The 16,411-nt window shown below is 62.4% G+C and carries 13 protein-coding genes; 8 read left to right on the forward strand and 5 right to left on the reverse strand.

Annotation, left to right across the window (positions count from 1 at the left end; genetic code table 11):
• Positions 1-149: 149 nt before the first annotated feature.
• From OQ248_RS12005 to gcvH, 4 genes are all read left to right on the forward strand, one after another.
• Positions 150-1,154, forward strand: coding sequence for an extracellular solute-binding protein (locus tag OQ248_RS12005; protein WP_085708975.1), 1,005 nt, complete (start codon positions 150-152; stop codon positions 1,152-1,154).
• A 245-nt stretch (positions 1,155-1,399) separates the two neighbouring features.
• Positions 1,400-3,016: an iron ABC transporter permease gene (locus OQ248_RS12010; RefSeq protein WP_265812932.1), complete on the forward strand. Its 1,617-nt coding sequence runs from the start codon at positions 1,400-1,402 to the stop codon at positions 3,014-3,016.
• A gap of 156 nt (positions 3,017-3,172) precedes the next feature.
• Entirely contained in the window at positions 3,173-4,255 is a 1,083-nt protein-coding gene (gene gcvT / locus OQ248_RS12015; protein ID WP_265812933.1) for a glycine cleavage system aminomethyltransferase GcvT, read from the forward strand.
• Positions 4,256-4,303: 48 nt separating this feature from the next.
• Positions 4,304-4,687: a glycine cleavage system protein GcvH gene (gene gcvH / locus OQ248_RS12020; RefSeq protein WP_085708978.1), complete on the forward strand. Its 384-nt coding sequence runs from the start codon at positions 4,304-4,306 to the stop codon at positions 4,685-4,687.
• A 71-nt stretch (positions 4,688-4,758) separates the two neighbouring features.
• Here gcvH and OQ248_RS12025 read toward each other — a convergent pair whose 3' ends face one another.
• Positions 4,759-5,901: a DegT/DnrJ/EryC1/StrS aminotransferase family protein gene (locus tag OQ248_RS12025; protein ID WP_265812934.1), complete on the reverse strand. Its 1,143-nt coding sequence runs from the start codon at positions 5,899-5,901 to the stop codon at positions 4,759-4,761.
• A gap of 156 nt (positions 5,902-6,057) precedes the next feature.
• On the opposite strand from OQ248_RS12025, the gene gcvP reads away from it, so the two are divergent.
• On the forward strand, positions 6,058-8,931 hold the full coding sequence (gene gcvP, locus OQ248_RS12030) for an aminomethyl-transferring glycine dehydrogenase (protein WP_265812935.1): 2,874 nt from the start codon (positions 6,058-6,060) through the stop codon (positions 8,929-8,931).
• Between the two features lie 54 nt (positions 8,932-8,985).
• Here gcvP and OQ248_RS12035 read toward each other — a convergent pair whose 3' ends face one another.
• From OQ248_RS12035 to OQ248_RS12045, 3 genes are all read right to left on the reverse strand, one after another.
• Positions 8,986-9,303 (reverse strand): DUF2388 domain-containing protein, encoded by a 318-nt coding sequence (locus OQ248_RS12035; protein WP_007951791.1) that lies wholly within the window; start codon positions 9,301-9,303, stop codon positions 8,986-8,988.
• 69 nt (positions 9,304-9,372) lie between these two features.
• Positions 9,373-11,157, reverse strand: coding sequence for a type II/IV secretion system protein (locus tag OQ248_RS12040; protein ID WP_265812936.1), 1,785 nt, complete (start codon positions 11,155-11,157; stop codon positions 9,373-9,375).
• Positions 11,158-11,247: 90 nt separating this feature from the next.
• Entirely contained in the window at positions 11,248-11,586 is a 339-nt protein-coding gene (locus OQ248_RS12045; protein WP_085708982.1) for a hypothetical protein, read from the reverse strand.
• 126 nt (positions 11,587-11,712) lie between these two features.
• On the opposite strand from OQ248_RS12045, the gene OQ248_RS12050 reads away from it, so the two are divergent.
• Positions 11,713-12,183, forward strand: coding sequence for an Lrp/AsnC family transcriptional regulator (locus tag OQ248_RS12050; protein WP_007951785.1), 471 nt, complete (start codon positions 11,713-11,715; stop codon positions 12,181-12,183).
• 84 nt (positions 12,184-12,267) lie between these two features.
• Here the strand turns inward: OQ248_RS12050 and OQ248_RS12055 are convergent, their stop codons facing one another.
• Positions 12,268-13,638 carry a CYTH domain-containing protein gene (locus OQ248_RS12055; protein ID WP_265812937.1) on the reverse strand — a complete coding sequence of 457 codons (1,371 nt, stop codon included), beginning with the start codon at positions 13,636-13,638 and terminating at the stop codon, positions 12,268-12,270.
• A 156-nt stretch (positions 13,639-13,794) separates the two neighbouring features.
• On the opposite strand from OQ248_RS12055, the gene argE reads away from it, so the two are divergent.
• Together argE and argA are read left to right on the forward strand one after the other, a co-directional pair.
• The gene (gene argE, locus OQ248_RS12060) at positions 13,795-14,943 is read left to right on the forward strand and encodes an acetylornithine deacetylase (protein ID WP_265812938.1); all 1,149 of its coding nucleotides are present in this window, start codon (positions 13,795-13,797) and stop codon (positions 14,941-14,943) included.
• 135 nt (positions 14,944-15,078) lie between these two features.
• Complete coding sequence (argA, locus tag OQ248_RS12065; protein WP_007951778.1) at positions 15,079-16,377, forward strand: amino-acid N-acetyltransferase; 1,299 nt, start codon at positions 15,079-15,081, stop codon at positions 16,375-16,377.
• The last annotated feature ends 34 nt before the right edge of the window (positions 16,378-16,411 follow it).

Raw genomic sequence — 16,411 nt, forward strand, 5'->3', positions numbered from 1 at the left:
AGCGGGCTTGCCCGCGAAGGCGTCAGTTCAGTCGCCAGAAATTTCGGGCTGTGCAACATCTGGTAACTCCTTGGGAAAGTGATCGATTGAGCTGGTAAATGTGAGTCCTTATCATTTGGACCACTTTTCCCGACCGAGAGATCACTCCCATGTTGGCACCCCAGCGTCTTCTGACCGCACTGGCCCTGACCCTGATTGGCAGCACCGCCGCCCAGGCCGCCGATGAGGTGGTGGTCTACTCGTCGCGCATCGATGAGCTGATCAAGCCGGTGTTCGATGCCTACACCGCCAAGACCGGGGTGAAGATCAAGTTCATCACCGACAAGGAAGCGCCGCTGATGCAGCGGATCAAGGCCGAAGGCGAGAACGCCACCGCCGACCTGCTGCTGACCGTCGATGCCGGCAACCTCTGGCAGGCCGAACAGATGGGCATTCTCCAGCCGTTCACCTCGAAAACCATCGACGCCAACATTCCCCTGCAATACCGCTCGTCCAGCCACGCCTGGACCGGTCTGAGCCTGCGCGCACGGACCATCGCCTATTCCACCGAGCGCGTGAAGCCGGGCGAGCTGACCACCTACGAAGCGCTGGCCGACAAGAACTGGGAAGGTCGCCTGTGCCTGCGCACGGCGAAGAAGGTCTACAACCAGTCGCTGACCGCCACCATGATCGAAGTCCACGGCGCCGAGAAAACCGAGAAGATCCTCAAGGGCTGGGTCAACAACCTGTCCACCGACGTGTTCTCCGACGACGTTGCGGTGCTGGAAGCGATCAACGCCGGCCAGTGCGACGTCGGCATCGTCAACACCTACTACTACGGCCGCCTGCACAAGCAGAAGCCGGATCTGCCGGTGAAACTGTTCTGGCCGAACCAGGCGGATCGCGGTGTGCACGTCAACCTGTCGGGCATCGGTTTGACCAAACATGCACCTCATCCGGAAGCGGCCAAGGCACTGGTGGAGTGGATGACCACGCCTGAGGCGCAGAAGATCTTCGCTGACGTGAACCAGGAATTCCCGGCGAATCCGGCGGTGAAACCTTCGGAAGAAGTGGCGGCGTGGGGGCAGTTTGTGGCCGATACGCTGCCGGTTGAAGTGGCGGGCAAGCGACAGGCTGAAGCGATCCGGATGATGGATCGGGCGGGGTGGAACTGAGTTCTTCCTAAAGACGTTGTTTGCCATGATACCGCTGCCCTCACCCCAGCCCTCTCCCAGGGGGAGAGGGAGCCGATCTTTTTGGATTCAAAACCGAAGTTCGACTCGATGTATCAGGTCGGCGTAGTCCGCAAGAACACTACAGTCAGTCCCCTCTCCCTCCGGGAGAGGGTTAGGGTGAGGGCAGCAATCCCCACTTGAAATACCCAGCCAAACAACACCACAACTCCCTCAGAGACCCCAAAGTGGCCCACCCTGCCCAACGCCGCTGGTACCCCATCGTCTTCGCCATCGCCGCGTTGGTGCTGCTCCCTCTCAGCGTCCTCCTGCTGTCATGGCAGACCATCGACCAGCAGATCTGGTCGCACCTGTGGGAAACCCAGATGCCGCGCCTGCTGGGTAACACCCTGACGCTGGTCCTTGGCGTCGGCATCGGCGTAACCCTGTTGGGCGTCAGCCTGGCCTGGCTCACCAGCCTCTGCGAATTCCCCGGTCGGCGCTGGCTCGACTGGGCGCTGATGCTGCCGTTCGCGATCCCGGCCTATGTGCTGGCGTTCGTGTTCGTCGGCCTGCTGGACTTCGCAGGCCCCGTGCAAAGCCTGCTGCGCGAATGGTTCGGAACCGGTCTGCGTCTGCCACGGGTGCGCTCCACCGGCGGGGTGATTCTGGTGTTGGTGCTGGTGTTCTACCCCTACGTTTATCTGCTGGCCCGCACCGCGTTTCTCGCGCAAGGCAAAGGCCTTATGGAAGCGGCGCGGGTGCTCGGCCAGTCACCGTGGCAAGCGTTCTGGCGGGTGGCATTGCCGATGGCGCGACCGGCCATCGGTGCCGGCGTGGCGCTGGCGTTGATGGAAACCCTGGCGGATTTTGGTGCAGTGTCGGTGTTCAATTTCGACACCTTCACTACCGCGATCTACAAGACCTGGTATGGCTTCTTCAGTCTGTCGAGCGCTGCGCAACTGGCCAGTCTGTTGTTGCTGGTGGTGATGCTGGTGCTGTACGGCGAACGTCGCGCCCGGGGTGCCAATCGGGCGAGCAACGAGCGGCCGAGGGTCAAGGCGCTGTATCACCTGCGCGGCCCCAAGGCCTGGGCGGCGACCGGCTGGTGCGGTCTGGTGTTTGCCTGTGCGTTTGTCATCCCGGTACTGCAACTGCTGGTGTGGTTCTGGCAGCGCGGGCGTTTCGATCTGGATGAGCGTTACGCCGGGCTGATTCTGCACACCCTGTATCTGGGCGGCATGGCAGCGCTGATCACGGTCAGCGTGGCGATGCTGCTGGCGTTCGCCCGGCGTCTGGCACCGACTTCGGCGATCCGTTCCGGCGTCAGTCTGGCCAACCTCGGCTACGCGTTGCCGGGCTCGGTGCTGGCGGTGTCGATCATGCTGGCGTTCAGTTATCTGGATCGTGAGCTGGTGATTCCGCTGTCCGGCTGGCTCGGCGGTGCGGGCACACCGTTGCTGCTGGGCAGTCTGGCGGCGTTGTTGATGGCTTATCTGGTGCGTTTCGTGGCGGTGGCCTACGGGCCGCTGGAAAGCAGTCTGGCGCGTATACGGCCTTCTTTGCCTGAAGCGGCACGTAGCCTGGGTGTCAGTGGGCCGCGACTGTTTTTCAAAGTGTATCTGCCGTTGCTGCTGCCCGGCACGCTCAGCGCCGCGTTGCTGGTGTTCGTCGATGTGCTCAAGGAAATGCCCGCCACCCTGCTGATGCGCCCGTTTGGCTGGGACACGCTGGCGGTGCGCATCTTCGAGATGACCAGCGAAGGCGAATGGGCGAGGGCGTCGTTGCCGGCGTTGACCCTGGTGCTGGTCGGGTTGTTGCCGGTCATCGGACTTATCCGCCGCTCGGCGCACAGAAACACTTAGTCGTCAGTCCTGAATCATGCGGCTACAATGCGCGGCATTCGGTGCGGTCCGTCTTACAGACCCTGTCGCTGAAATCGGCTGAGAGCCTTCTCTTTCGGGGCTTTCAAACCGTGCAGCAGCGCTCCGCACCTTCGCCACGCCCGGAAGGAGAAACCCATGGGACAGCGTACGCCTCTGTATGACCTGCATCTCGCCCTCGGCGCGAAGATGGTCGATTTTGGCGGTTGGGACATGCCACTGCATTACGGCTCGCAGGTCGAGGAGCACCACGAGGTGCGCCGCGATTGCGGGGTGTTCGATGTATCCCACATGACCGTGATCGATGTTGCCGGCCATCAGGCCAAGGCCTGGCTTCAGCATTTGCTGGCCAACGACGTCGAACGCCTGCACAGCCCCGGCCGTGCGTTGTACAGCACCATGCTCAACGAGCGCGGCGGCATCGTCGACGACATGATCGTCTACCGTCTCGAGGATGGTTATCGACTGGTGGTCAACGCCTCGACCCGCGATCAGGATCTGGCGTGGATGCAGGCCCATCTCTCCGGCTTCGACGTGCAGCTGCAAGAGCGCACGGATCTGGCGATGCTTGCCATTCAAGGCCCCCATGCCCGGCACAAAATTGCCGAACTGGTGACCCAGTCCCGCGCCAATCTGATCCAGATGCTCAAGCCGTTCGAAGGTCAGGTCGACGGCGACTGGTTCATTGCGCGCACCGGCTACACCGGCGAGGACGGTCTGGAAATTGCCTTGCCGGCCGATCAGGCCCCCGGTTTCTTCAACGATCTGGTGGGCGCCGGCATTTCTCCCATTGGCCTCGGTGCTCGCGACACCTTGCGGGTGGAAGCCGGGATGAACCTCTACGGTCAGGACATCCATCAGGACGTTTCGCCGCTGGCCTCGAACATGGCCTGGAGCATTGCCTGGGAGCCGGCCACGCGCCGGTTTATCGGTCGCGATGCGCTGGAAGCGGAAAAAACCGCCGGCGTGCAGCACAAACTGGTGGGTCTGGTGCTCGAGGAACGCGGGGTTTTGCGTGCGCATCAGGTGGTTCGTATCGCTGATGTTGGCGAAGGAGAGATCACCAGTGGTAGTTTCTCTCCTACGCTTAGCAAGTCGATTGCCCTGGCGCGTGTACCGATGGCGACTGCCGACCGCGCCGAAGTGGAAATCCGTGGCAAGTGGTATCCGGTGCGAGTGGTCAAACCGACCTTCGTCCGTCACGGCAAAACCTTGATCTAACCTTTTCCGGCGGGCACGACCGCTGACAATTTCTTGAGGACACCGAGCATGAGCAATATCCCCGCCGACCTGCGTTTTGCCGAAAGTCATGAATGGGCGCGCCTGGAAGCCGACGGCACCGTCACCGTGGGCATCAGCGATCACGCACAGCAAGCGCTGGGCGACGTGGTGTTTGTCGAGCTGACTGAAGTCGGCAAGGTGTTTGCTGCCGGTGATGCGGCAGGTGTTGTCGAGTCGGTGAAAGCCGCTTCCGACATCTACTCCCCGGTCGGCGGTGAAGTGATCGCGGTCAACGAAGAGCTGGCGGATTCGCCGGAGCTGCTGAACGAAGAACCGTACAGCTCGTGGATCTTCAAGCTCAAGCCAAGCGACAAGTCCGAGCTGGACAAGCTGCTCGACGCCGCTGCCTACAAGCAGTCCATCGGCGAATAAGCGTCACGCAACACCGCAAAGCCCCGATCCGTCGGGGCTTTTTTGTGGGTGCAGTTTTTTATCGGGATGACTCAGGCGTTGCCCAGCACCGCTTTGACCGCCGCCACCGAGCGCTCGACATCGGCTTTGGTCATGGCCGTGAACATCGGCAACGACACGATCAGCCGTCCGACCCGCTCGGCCACCGGCAACATGCCTTCCTTGAAACCGCGCTCGCGGTACAGGCTCAGCAAATGGATCGGCGGGTAGTGATAACCGATGCCGATGCCCAGCGCCTGAATCTGCTCCATGAACGTGGCCCGCGCCGGCAAGCCGTCCTTGCGCTCCGGCAACACCAGCTGGAACAGGTGCCAGTTGCTGTTGGTGAAATCGGCAGGTGGCAGTTGCGCGCCGTACGTGGCTTCGAAGTCATCGCCAAAGCATTTGAAGTAATGGCGAGCCAGTTCCTGACGATGGGCCGTCAGCGCTTCAATGTGAGCGAACTGGCCGAGACCAATGGTCGCTGCGACATCGGTCATGTTGAACTTGCCGCCCAGCACATCGACATCCAGGCCGTCGAAACCGGTACGGGTGACGCCCTGCAGGCGATATTTCTCCGCCAGACGCGCTTCCTCTGGCGTGTTCAGCACCAGGCAACCACCTTCGGAGCAGGTCACGTTCTTGTTGGCCTGGAAGCTGAACGACACGAAGTCGCCGGTGGCGCCGATGCGCTGGCCGTTCCAGCTCGAACCCAGGGCCTGGGCGGCGTCTTCGACGATGCGCAGGTTGTGCTTTTTGGCGATGGCGTACAGGCGCTCCATGTCCACCGGCAGCCCGGCGAGGTAGACCGGAATGACGGCTTTGGTGCGCGGGGTGATGGCCGCTTCCAGTTTATCCAGGTCGATGTTGCGGGTGACCGGGTCGATGTCGGCGAACACCGGCGTGGCGCCCACCTCAAGAATCACGTTGGCCGTGGCCACCCAGGAAATCGGCGTGGTGATCACTTCGTCACCCGGTCCGATGCCGGCGATGCGCAGGGCAATCTCCATGGTGCAGGTGCCGGAGTTGAAGGTGCGTACCGGACGCCCGCCGAAATACTCCGACAGTTGCGCTTCGAAGGCCTGGACCTTCGGTCCGCTGGTGATCCAGCCGGAACGCAGGACATCGCCGACTGCGGCGATGGTGGCTTCGTCGATGACAGGTTTGGAAAACGGCAGAAACGGCAGTTGGCTCATGAGGATTCGATCATCCAAGGGTTGGGCGCGTGTTGCAGGTGCCACAGCATGCCCCGTTCGACCACCCGCCGCCAAGCCGTCCGCGACGGTATCGACTGCTATGCTGGTTTGACCGTGTTGCATTGACGCCGAGCGCCAGCCAAGAGAGAGCCCGTCATGTCCCAGTTGCCATCCTTGAGCCAGTTACGCGACCCCCATGCCTTCCTGCGCCGTCACCTCGGCCCCGATGCCGCCGAGCAGCAGGCCATGCTCGACAGTCTGGGCCTGGGCAGCCGGATCGAACTGATCGAGCAGACTGTCCCGCCCGCCATTCGCCTCAACCGTGAACTGGATCTGCCACCCGCGCTGGACGAACAGGCTGCGCTGGCGAAACTGCGCGGGTATGCCGAACAGAATCAGGTCTGGACCAGCCTGATCGGCATGGGTTACCACGGCACCCTCACGCCGACGGTCATTCTGCGCAACGTGCTGGAAAATCCCGGCTGGTACACCGCGTATACGCCGTATCAACCGGAAATCGCCCAGGGCCGGCTCGAAGCGTTGCTCAATTTTCAGCAACTGACCATCGACCTCACCGGTCTGGAACTGGCCAACGCTTCGCTGCTCGATGAGGCGACTGCGGCCGCCGAGGCCATGGCGCTGGCCAAGCGTGTGGCGAAGTCGAAGAGCAATCTGTTTTTCGTCGACGAAAACTGTCATCCGCAAACCATTTCCGTGGTGCAGACCCGCGCCGAAGGCTTCGGTTTCGAGCTGATCGTCGACGCTGTGGATAACTTGAAGCAGCACCAGGTATTCGGGGCACTGCTGCAATACCCCGACACCCACGGCGAGGTCCGCGACCTGCGTCCGTTGATCGATCACCTGCATGCGCAACAGGCGCTGGCCTGCGTCGCGGCCGATCTGCTGAGTCTGTTGTTGCTGACTCCGCCGGGGGAACTGGGCGCCGATGTGGTGTTCGGCTCGTCCCAGCGTTTCGGTGTGCCGATGGGGTACGGTGGGCCGCATGCGGCGTTTTTCGCCAGTCGCGAGGAATACAAGCGGGCGATTCCCGGGCGAATCATCGGTGTCTCGAAAGACGCACGGGGCAACGTTGCGCTGCGCATGGCCCTGCAGACCCGCGAGCAGCACATTCGCCGGGAGAAGGCCAATTCGAACATCTGCACCGCTCAAGTGCTGCTGGCCAACATCGCCAGTTTCTATGCCGTGTACCACGGACCGGAAGGGCTGAAACGGATTGCCCAGCGAGTCCATCGGCTGACCTGCATCCTCGCTGCCGGCCTCGAGCGGCATGGCCTCAAACGCATCAACGAGCATTATTTCGACACGTTGACCCTGGACGTCGGTGGCGCGCAGACCGCGATCATCGAAAGTGCTCAGGCCGCACAGATCAACCTGAGGATTCTCGGTCGCGGCCACTTGGGCCTGAGCCTCGATGAAACCTGTGACGAGAGCACCGTCGGCAAACTGTTCGATGTGCTGTTGGGTGTCGATCATGGGCTCAACGTCGAGGAACTCGACGCCGAAGCGTTGGTATCCGGAATTCCTGACAACCTGCAACGCAGCTCGCCGTACCTGCGCCACCCGGTGTTCAACGCCCATCACAGCGAAACCGAGATGCTGCGCTACCTCAAGCAACTGGAGAACAAGGATCTGGCCCTCAACCAGTCGATGATCCCGCTCGGCTCCTGCACCATGAAACTCAACGCCACCAGCGAGATGATCCCGATCACCTGGCCACAGTTCGCCAACCTGCACCCGTTCGTGCCCCGGGAGCAGGCCGTCGGTTACACGCTGATGATCGAAGAGCTGGAACGCTGGTTGTGCGCGATCACCGGTTTCGACGCAATCTGCATGCAGCCCAACTCCGGCGCCCAGGGCGAATACGCCGGGTTGCTGGCGATCCGCAAATACCACGAAAGCCGCCACCAGGGCGGGCGCGACATCTGCCTGATCCCGTCTTCGGCTCACGGCACCAACCCGGCCTCGGCGCAAATGGCCGGGATGCGCGTGGTGATCGTCGAGTGCGACGAGGCGGGCAACGTTGATCTGGATGACCTGAAATCCAAGGCATCCGAGGCGGGAGACAAGTTGTCGTGCCTGATGGCGACGTATCCGTCGACCCACGGTGTGTACGAGGAGGGCATCAGCGAAATCTGCGAAGTTATCCACAAGCACGGCGGCCAGGTGTACATGGACGGCGCCAACCTCAATGCCCAGGTCGGGCTGGCGCGGCCGGCGGACATCGGCGCCGACGTCTCGCACATGAACCTGCACAAGACTTTCTGCATTCCCCACGGCGGAGGCGGGCCGGGCATGGGACCGATCGGCATTCGCGCGCATCTGGCACCGTTCGTCGCCAATCACCCGGTGGTGCCGATCGACGGTCCGCAGCCGCAGAACGGCGCAGTGAGTGCAGCGCCCTGGGGCAGTGCGAGCATTTTGCCGATCAGCTGGATGTACATCGCGATGATGGGGCCGCAACTGGCGGACGCCAGCGAAGTGGCGATCCTTGCGGCGAATTACCTGGCGCAGCATCTGTCCGGCGCCTTTCCGGTGCTCTACACCGGGCGCAATGATCGGGTAGCCCATGAGTGCATTCTGGATCTGCGGCCGCTGAAGGCGCAGACCGGCATCAGTGAGGAAGACATCGCCAAGCGCCTGATGGATTACGGCTTCCATGCACCGACCATGTCGTTCCCGGTGCCAGGTACCTTGATGGTCGAGCCGACCGAGAGTGAATCCAAGGCTGAACTGGACCGCTTCATCGGCGCCATGTTGAGCATCCGCGCGGAAATCACCGAAGTGCAGAACGGTAACTGGCCGGCCGAGGACAATCCGCTCAAGCGGGCCCCGCATACGCTGGCCGATATCACCGGCGTCTGGGAGCGGCCCTACAGCATCGAGCAGGGTATTACCCCGGATGCGCACACCAAGGCGCACAAGTACTGGCCGGCGGTAAACCGGGTGGACAACGTTTATGGCGACCGCAATCTGTTCTGCGCCTGCGTGCCGGTGGACGATTACCGCTGATCGGCGGGCAAAAAAATGCCGCTCAAATGAGCGGCATTTTTGTGGGCGACAGATTTATTCCGAGGCCACGGCGTTCTTCGCCAGAATCGCGTTCGCCAGTTCCATGTCCGTCGCCTGCAGGCCCGGGTTGTCGGCGCGGACTTTCTGCATGGCGGCCTCCAGGTACGGGCCACGGATGCCGCCATCGCTGGCAACGAAACTGCCGGCGTCGTCCTGGGCGGCGACGATCAGCTTGTGATCCTTGAAGGTCAGGTACGTCGAGCCGGTGGTGGCGCCGGACGAAATGACGTTACGCCAAAAGCTGTCAGCCATTGCCGAACCGACGGGCAGAGACAGCAGGGCAAGGGTGGCGACAGCAAGTTTGAGACGCATGAGGGATGACTCCACTGGTGTTGAATAACGGCTTGGATCGTCATTTCGTCGATCCGGTTCCGTGAGGGGCTATTTCTGTTCGCTCTGCGGCGTCACCCGCAGCACCTCCTCGATGGTTGTCAGCCCCGCCGCGACTTTCTGCGCGCCGGACAGCCGCAGGCTGCGCATGCCTTCCTTGAAAGCCTGGCGGCGGAGCGCCGTCAGATCGGTATCGGGGCTGATCAGTCCCTTGAGGCTGTCGGTCAGTTGCATGATTTCGTAGACCCCGGCGCGGCCGTGATAGCCGGTGTCGCGGCATTCCAGGCAGCCGATGGCCCGTTGCGCGTTGCCCGGCAGCGGCGCCTGCCACGGCCGGGTCAGGGTTTGCCAGTCCTCTTCGGCGACAGGCAGCGGCGCCTTGCAGTGCGGGCACAGTGTGCGCACCAGTCGCTGGGCCATGACCCCGAGCACCGTGGCCTTGATCAGGTAATGCGGCACGCCGAGTTCCAGCAGGCGGCTGATGGCGCTGGGTGCGTCGTTGGTGTGCAGGGTCGAGAGCACCAGATGTCCGGTCAACGCAGCCTGGATCGCCATTTCGGCGGTTTCCAGGTCGCGGATCTCGCCGATCATGATGATGTCCGGGTCCTGCCGCATCAGTGCCCGCACGCCGGCGGCGAAGGTCAGGTCGATGTTGTGCTGCACCTGCATCTGGTTGAAGGCCGGCTCGACCATCTCGATCGGGTCCTCGATGGTGCAGAGGTTGACCTCCGGGGTCGCCAGTTTTTTCAGGGTGGTGTAGAGCGTGGTGGTCTTGCCCGAACCGGTCGGGCCGGTCACCAGAATGATGCCGTTGGGCTGCCGGGTCATGTCCTGCCAGCGCCGCAGGTCATCGGCGGAAAAACCGAGCTGGTCGAAATCCTTGAGCAGCACTTCCGGGTCGAAGATCCGCATCACCATTTTTTCGCCGAACGCGGTGGGCAGGGTCGACAGGCGCAACTCGACCTCGCCGCCGTCCGGGGTCTTGGTCTTGACCCGGCCGTCCTGGGGTTTGCGCTTCTCGGCGACGTTCATCCGGCCGAGGCTTTTCAGGCGGCTGACGATGGCCATCGTCACCTGCGGCGGAAATTGATAGACGTTGTGCAGCACGCCGTCGATGCGAAAACGCACCGTGCCTTGCTCGCGCCGTGGCTCGATGTGGATATCGCTGGCTCGCTGCTGGAAGGCGTACTGGAACAGCCAGTCGACGATGTTGACGATGTGCGCGTCGTTGGCGTCCGGCTCCTGATCGCTGGCACCGAGGTTGAGCAGTTGTTCGAAGTTGCCGAGGTTGCTGCCCGGCTGGTCGGCGTTGCTGGCGCCGCTGACCGACTTGGCGAGGCGAAAGAACTCGACGCTGAAGCGCTGGATGTCCGCCGGGTTGGCCACCACCCGTTTGACCGGCAGTTTCAGCACGTGGGTCAGATCGGCTTCCCAGCCCCTGACGTAAGGCTGGGCGCTGGCTACGGTCACCGCATCGCGATCAACCGACACCGCGAGGATCTTGTGGCGCTGGGCGAAGGCGTAGGACATCAGCGGCGTCACGGCGGCGACGTTGATCTTCAGCGGATCGATGCGCAGGTACGGCTGGCCGGTCTGCTGTGCCAGCCACAGGGTCAGGCTTTCCAGGTCCAGGTGCTTGCCCGGACGGCTGAGGTCGTCGAGTTGCTGGCCGGCGATGAATTCCAGCGGATGTATCTGACCGTGGGTCGCCTGCCGACGGCGGGCATTCAGCGCGTGTTCGGCCGAGTCCTGGCTGATGAAGCCCTGGGCGACCAGTTCACGCAAGACATCATTGAGATCCAGCCAGCGGTCCTGAGTGGCGAGTTGAACGGACATGCGGGCTCCTTTTGAACGACAGTCCGCAAAGGATAGTCGTGGCCCCGCCGACCGTTGGGCCACTACCCGACAAAGGCGTTTCCGCTTTTGTCAGCCAGCCGCCTGAGCCGGCGCATCCCACGCCGCATCGGGGTTCTGCAGATTCACCGAGCAGACGCTGATCAGGTTACGAAGTTTTTCCGCGATCACCTGGGCGCGATGCCAGCTCAGGCCACCCATGACGATGTCGATGGACAGCAGGTCGTCCAGACGCTGGACATTGACCTGTTCCGGGGTGAGGAACTGCAGGGCGAACAGGTTCAGTACCCGCACCAGCAGATCCGGTTCGGCCTCGGCCAGTATCTGGTACTGCGCAAGACAATGGGCGTTGCTGACGTTCCACACATCGGCACGGGGCGCTGGGGTGTTGACGGCTTCGAGGTGTGGCATGGCAGGTCTCCGGAATCAGTGGAGAAATTTTTACATTCGATGCCGGGCATTTCTTGTCTAAGATGAGCCGATTGGCCGGTTGATAGGGTTGGTCAATTCGGTATTGGCGGATTTTGAGGATTATTTATGCACAGTGAGCTGGACAGCTACGACCGGCGCATTCTCGCCCTGCTGCAAGAGGACGCTTCCCTGTCCAGCGCACAGATCGCCGAACAGGTGGGCCTGTCGCAGTCGCCGTGCTGGCGGCGGATTCAGCGGATGAAAGAGGAGGGCATCATTCGCGGTCAGGTGACCTTGCTCGATCGCAAGAAAATCGGCCTGAACACGCAGATCTTCGCCGAAATCAAACTCAACGCCCATGGCCGTTCGAACTTCACCGAATTCACCGAGGCGATTCGCGGCTTTCCGGAAGTGCTGGAGTGCTACGTGTTGATGGGGGCGGTGGATTTCCTGCTGCGGATCGTCGCGGCGGACATCGAGGCGTATGAGCGGTTCTTCTTCGAGAAGCTGTCGCTGGTGCCGGGGATTCAGGAAGTGAACTCGATTGTGGCGCTGTCGGAGATCAAGTCGACGACGAGCCTGCCGGTACTGCGCTGAATATGCTGGCCTCATCGCTAGCAGGCTAGCTCCCACAGTTGGAATCATTTCTTTGTGGGAGCGAGCCTGCTCGCGAAAGGGGTGTTACATGCGCAGCAGCATTTTCCAGGCGCGATTCTGGTAAACCGCAATCGCCTGATGCTTGCGTGCATCGAGCAGTTCATCGCTGATGGTCGGCTCGTTGGCCAGTTGCGCCAGTTTGTTCAGCTCGCCGTACAGACGATCCATTTCCGGGATCTCCAGCACGTTGCGCGCGTGGTGCAGCCAGACCTGGATGCGTTCGATGCGCGGCAGTTGCTCGGCCAGATCTTCCGGCTGCTGCTGATAACGCTGCAATTGCAGGGAAGTGGCTTCTTCGCCCAGCAGGCGCGGCAGCCAGCTTTGCAACTGCGCGGCACCCTGGCGATTGCCACGGGTGTTGCGGTCGGCAGCCCAGGTGCGGGCCAGCAACCAGCGCGAGGTGTTCAGCGAGAACAGGCCCCAGCGCGGGTCTTCCAGTTCTTCGAGGAACTGCTCCGGCGCGGCTTTGCGCACGTCTTCGTCTTCAAGACCGACTTGTACCAGCGGACGCCAGTCTTCCAGCAATGCATCCAGTGCCACACGCAGATCGTGGGTCGACTGACGCGGCGCGGCCTGGCCGAGGCTGCTCAGCAGGGCGCGCATTTCCGCGAGGCTCTCGACCCAGTCCTGCAGCAGGCGCCAGTGGCCGTTGAAGCGATACTGTTCGGCCAGACGCTGACTGCTGCCGAGCAGGTGCCAGCTCAGGGCGGCGAAGGCATCGTCCAGCGGGGTTTCAGCTGTGATGGCCGGCGCTGGCAGGCTCAACGAGTAGCTGTTGGCGTCGTACAGACGATAGCCGCGCTCGGCCTTGCTGATGTCGCACGGCATCAGGGCCAGGGTTTCGGCCAGTTCGGCAGCGAGTTCCAGCAGCGCGGCAGGCTCGCCCTCGCGCAGTTCCAGTTCCAGCTCGCAGATTTCTTCTTTTTGCTTGCCGACCACCACGTGGCCCAGGTCCAGCGCGGCTTCGATGACCACTTTGGTCTTGCCACGGCCCCAGGCGATTTCGGCGCGCTCGCGGACGAAATCGGTGGTGAAGATCGGTTTCAGGGTTTTCTTGTCCAGCTCGGCGAGGGACTCGGGCCAGCATTCGCCGTCGAGTTTCTTCACGTCGAGCTTGGCTTTGGGCAGGTGCCAGTCGTATTCGTTACGCTCGGACAGACCGGCGACGCTCTGGCCACGGGTCTTGAGGGTCTGAATCACTTCTTCGCCGTCCTTGCGCAGGCGCAGGGCAACCTTGGCCCGGGCCAGATCACGCTCGGGCGTGTCGAAATACTGATTCATCAACTCACGGCGTTCCCAGCCACTTTTGTTGCGTTTTTTCAGGAGAGGGTGCTCGCGCAGGGCGGCGAGGGTTTCGCGGCTGACGCGGAGTTTGATTTCGGTTTCTTTCTGCATGGCCGGAAAATCCAGGATCGGGAGCGCAGCCGGGGGAATGTGTGGCTGCCAAGGTCGTGCAGTGTACAGGACTGAACCTTCCTACGCTTTGCGGCGGTTTATTCTCGGCGCCGGATGGTTCTATGATGGACTTCAATCCGGGAGTTGGAGTCAGCGATGCCTTTGCCATCCATGCAAGACCAGTTCGCTGCACTGATCGCCGTGCCGTCGGTCAGTTGCACCCAGCCGAACCTGGATCAATCCAACCGGGCGGTGATCGACCTGCTCGCCGGATGGCTGGGTGATCTGGGCTTCAGTTGCGACATCCAGCAGGTCAGCCCCGGCAAGTTCAACCTGCTCGCCAGTTTCGGCAGCGGCCCCGGCGGGCTGGTGCTGGCCGGGCACAGCGACACGGTGCCCTACGATGATGCGTTGTGGAAAACCGACCCGCTGAAACTCACCGAAGTCGACGGCCGCTGGGTCGGCCTCGGCAGTTGCGACATGAAGGGCTTTTTCGCCCTGATCATCGAAGCCGTGCAACCGCTGCTCGACCAGCCGTTCAGGCAGCCATTGCTGATCCTCGCCACCTGCGATGAAGAAAGCTCGATGTCCGGTGCCCGGGCGCTGGCCGAAGCGGGGCAGCCGCTGGGCCGGGCGGCAGTGATCGGCGAGCCGACCGGGCTCAAGCCGATCCGCATGCACAAGGGCATCATGATGGAGCGCATCGATATCCTCGGGCAGAGCGGCCATTCGTCGGATCCGCGTCTGGGGCATAGCGCCCTGGAAGCCATGCATGACGCCATCGGCGAACTGCGTGGCCTGCGCCTGCTGTGGCAGCGCGAATTCAACAACCCGCAGTTCAGTGTGCCGCAGCCGACCATGAACTTCGGCTGCATCCATGGTGGCGACAACCCCAACCGCATCTGTGGCCAGTGTTCGCTGGAATTCGATCTGCGGCCGTTGCCGGGGATGGACCCAAAGGTGCTGCGGGCCGAAATCCTGCGCAAGCTCAACCCGGTCGCCGAGCGGCATCAGGTGAAGATCGATTACGCGCCGCTGTTTCCCGAAGTGCCGCCGTTCGAGCAGGCCGAAGACGCCGAGTTGGTGCGAATCGCCGAAAAACTCACCGGCCATACGGCCGAAGCGGTAGCGTTCGGCACCGAAGCGCCTTATCTTCAGCGCCTTGGCTGCGAAACCATCGTGCTCGGCCCTGGCGACATCGCCTGCGCCCATCAGCCGGACGAGTACCTTGAAATGTCACGTTTGCAGCCTACCGTGCATCTATTGCGGCAGTTGATCGAACATTACTGTCTCAAAGCTGTATAAATTGCCGTCCTGCCAACCCGTATTCATGAGGAGAGCGCGCGTGTCGCCAAGCCTGTTCCGACGATAACCATCAGCCCGCTGTGCGTTTTCCGTTTCGCCCTTTTTCCGGCTGCTATTTATTACAGGCCCAGGTTCATGCCCGAATACGTCAATTGGCTTCGTCACGCGTCCCCTTATATCAATGCCCACCGCGACTGCACCTTCGTCGTCATGCTGCCCGGCGACGGCGTGGAGCATCCGAATTTCGGCAACATCGTCCATGACATCGTGCTGCTGCACAGTCTTGGCGTGCGACTGGTGCTGGTGCACGGTTCCCGCCCACAGATTGAAACCCGTCTCGCGGCTCGTGGCCTGACCCCGCATTACCACCACGGCATGCGCATCACCGATGCCGCGACGCTTGAGTGCGTGATCGACGCGGTCGGTCAGCTGCGCATCGCCATCGAAGCGCGGCTGTCGATGGACATGGCCTCGTCGCCGATGCAGGGCTCGCGCCTGCGGGTGGCCAGCGGCAACCTCGTGACCGCGCGGCCGATCGGCGTGCTGGAAGGTGTCGACTATCACCACACCGGTGAAGTACGCCGGGTGGACCGCAAAGGTATCAACCGTCTGCTCGACGAGCGCTCCATCGTGCTGCTGTCGCCGCTGGGTTACTCGCCGACCGGTGAAATCTTCAACCTGGCCTGCGAAGACGTCGCCACCCGCGCCGCCATCGACCTGGGTGCCGACAAGCTGCTGCTGTTCGGTGCCGACCTCGGCCTGATCGACGAAAACGGCAAACTGGTGCGCGAGCTGCGCCCGCAACAGGTGCCGGCGCATTTGCAGCGCCTGGGCAGCAACTATCAGGCGGAATTGCTGGATGCCGCCGCCGAAGCCTGCCGTGGCGGTGTAGCGCGCAGCCATATCGTCAGTTATGCCGAGGACGGCGCGCTGCTGACCGAACTGTTCACCCGCGACGGTGGCGGTACGCTGGTGGCCCAGGAACAGTTCGAGCTGGTGCGCGAGGCGGCGATTGAAGACGTCGGCGGTCTGCTCGACCTGATCAGTCCGCTGGAAGAGCAGGGGATTCTGGTGCGTCGCTCCCGCGAAGTGCTGGAACGCGAGATCGAGCAGTTCAGCGTGGTGGAGCGCGAAGGGATGATCATCGCCTGTGCGGCGCTGTATCAGATTGCCGATTCGGATGCCGGTGAACTGGCGTGCCTGGCGGTGAATCCTGAGTACCGCCATGGCGGTCGCGGTGATGAATTGCTTGAGCGCATCGAGACCCGTGCCCGGGCGCAGGGCCTGAAGACTCTGTTCGTCCTTACCACCCGCACCGCTCACTGGTTCCGCGAGCGTGGGTTCGAGCCGAGCAGCGTCGAGCGCCTGCCGGCGGCCCGGGCTTCTCTCTATAACTATCAGCGCAATTCGAAGATCTTCGAAAAATCTCTGTGATGTGACGCCCTCATCGCGAGCAGGCTCGCTCCCA

This window comes from Pseudomonas sp. COW5 (assembly GCF_026240005.1).
GTDB lineage: Bacteria > Pseudomonadota > Gammaproteobacteria > Pseudomonadales > Pseudomonadaceae > Aquipseudomonas > Aquipseudomonas kribbensis.

Excerpts from the sequence above, each read along its gene's own strand:
- OQ248_RS12050 (WP_007951785.1), top strand. The coding sequence starts at position 11,713 with ATGCACAGTGAGCTGGACAGCTACGACCGGCGCATTCTCGCCCTGCTG.
- OQ248_RS12025 (WP_265812934.1), bottom strand. The coding sequence starts at position 5,901 with ATGAGCCAACTGCCGTTTCTGCCGTTTTCCAAACCTGTCATCGACGAA.
- gcvH (WP_085708978.1), top strand. The coding sequence starts at position 4,304 with ATGAGCAATATCCCCGCCGACCTGCGTTTTGCCGAAAGTCATGAATGG.
- argA (WP_007951778.1), top strand. The coding sequence starts at position 15,079 with ATGCCCGAATACGTCAATTGGCTTCGTCACGCGTCCCCTTATATCAAT.
- gcvT (WP_265812933.1), top strand. The coding sequence starts at position 3,173 with ATGGGACAGCGTACGCCTCTGTATGACCTGCATCTCGCCCTCGGCGCG.
- OQ248_RS12040 (WP_265812936.1), bottom strand. The coding sequence starts at position 11,157 with ATGTCCGTTCAACTCGCCACTCAGGACCGCTGGCTGGATCTCAATGAT.
- gcvP (WP_265812935.1), top strand. The coding sequence starts at position 6,058 with ATGTCCCAGTTGCCATCCTTGAGCCAGTTACGCGACCCCCATGCCTTC.
- OQ248_RS12035 (WP_007951791.1), bottom strand. The coding sequence starts at position 9,303 with ATGCGTCTCAAACTTGCTGTCGCCACCCTTGCCCTGCTGTCTCTGCCC.
- OQ248_RS12005 (WP_085708975.1), top strand. The coding sequence starts at position 150 with ATGTTGGCACCCCAGCGTCTTCTGACCGCACTGGCCCTGACCCTGATT.
- OQ248_RS12055 (WP_265812937.1), bottom strand. The coding sequence starts at position 13,638 with ATGCAGAAAGAAACCGAAATCAAACTCCGCGTCAGCCGCGAAACCCTC.
- argE (WP_265812938.1), top strand. The coding sequence starts at position 13,795 with ATGCCTTTGCCATCCATGCAAGACCAGTTCGCTGCACTGATCGCCGTG.
- OQ248_RS12045 (WP_085708982.1), bottom strand. The coding sequence starts at position 11,586 with ATGCCACACCTCGAAGCCGTCAACACCCCAGCGCCCCGTGCCGATGTG.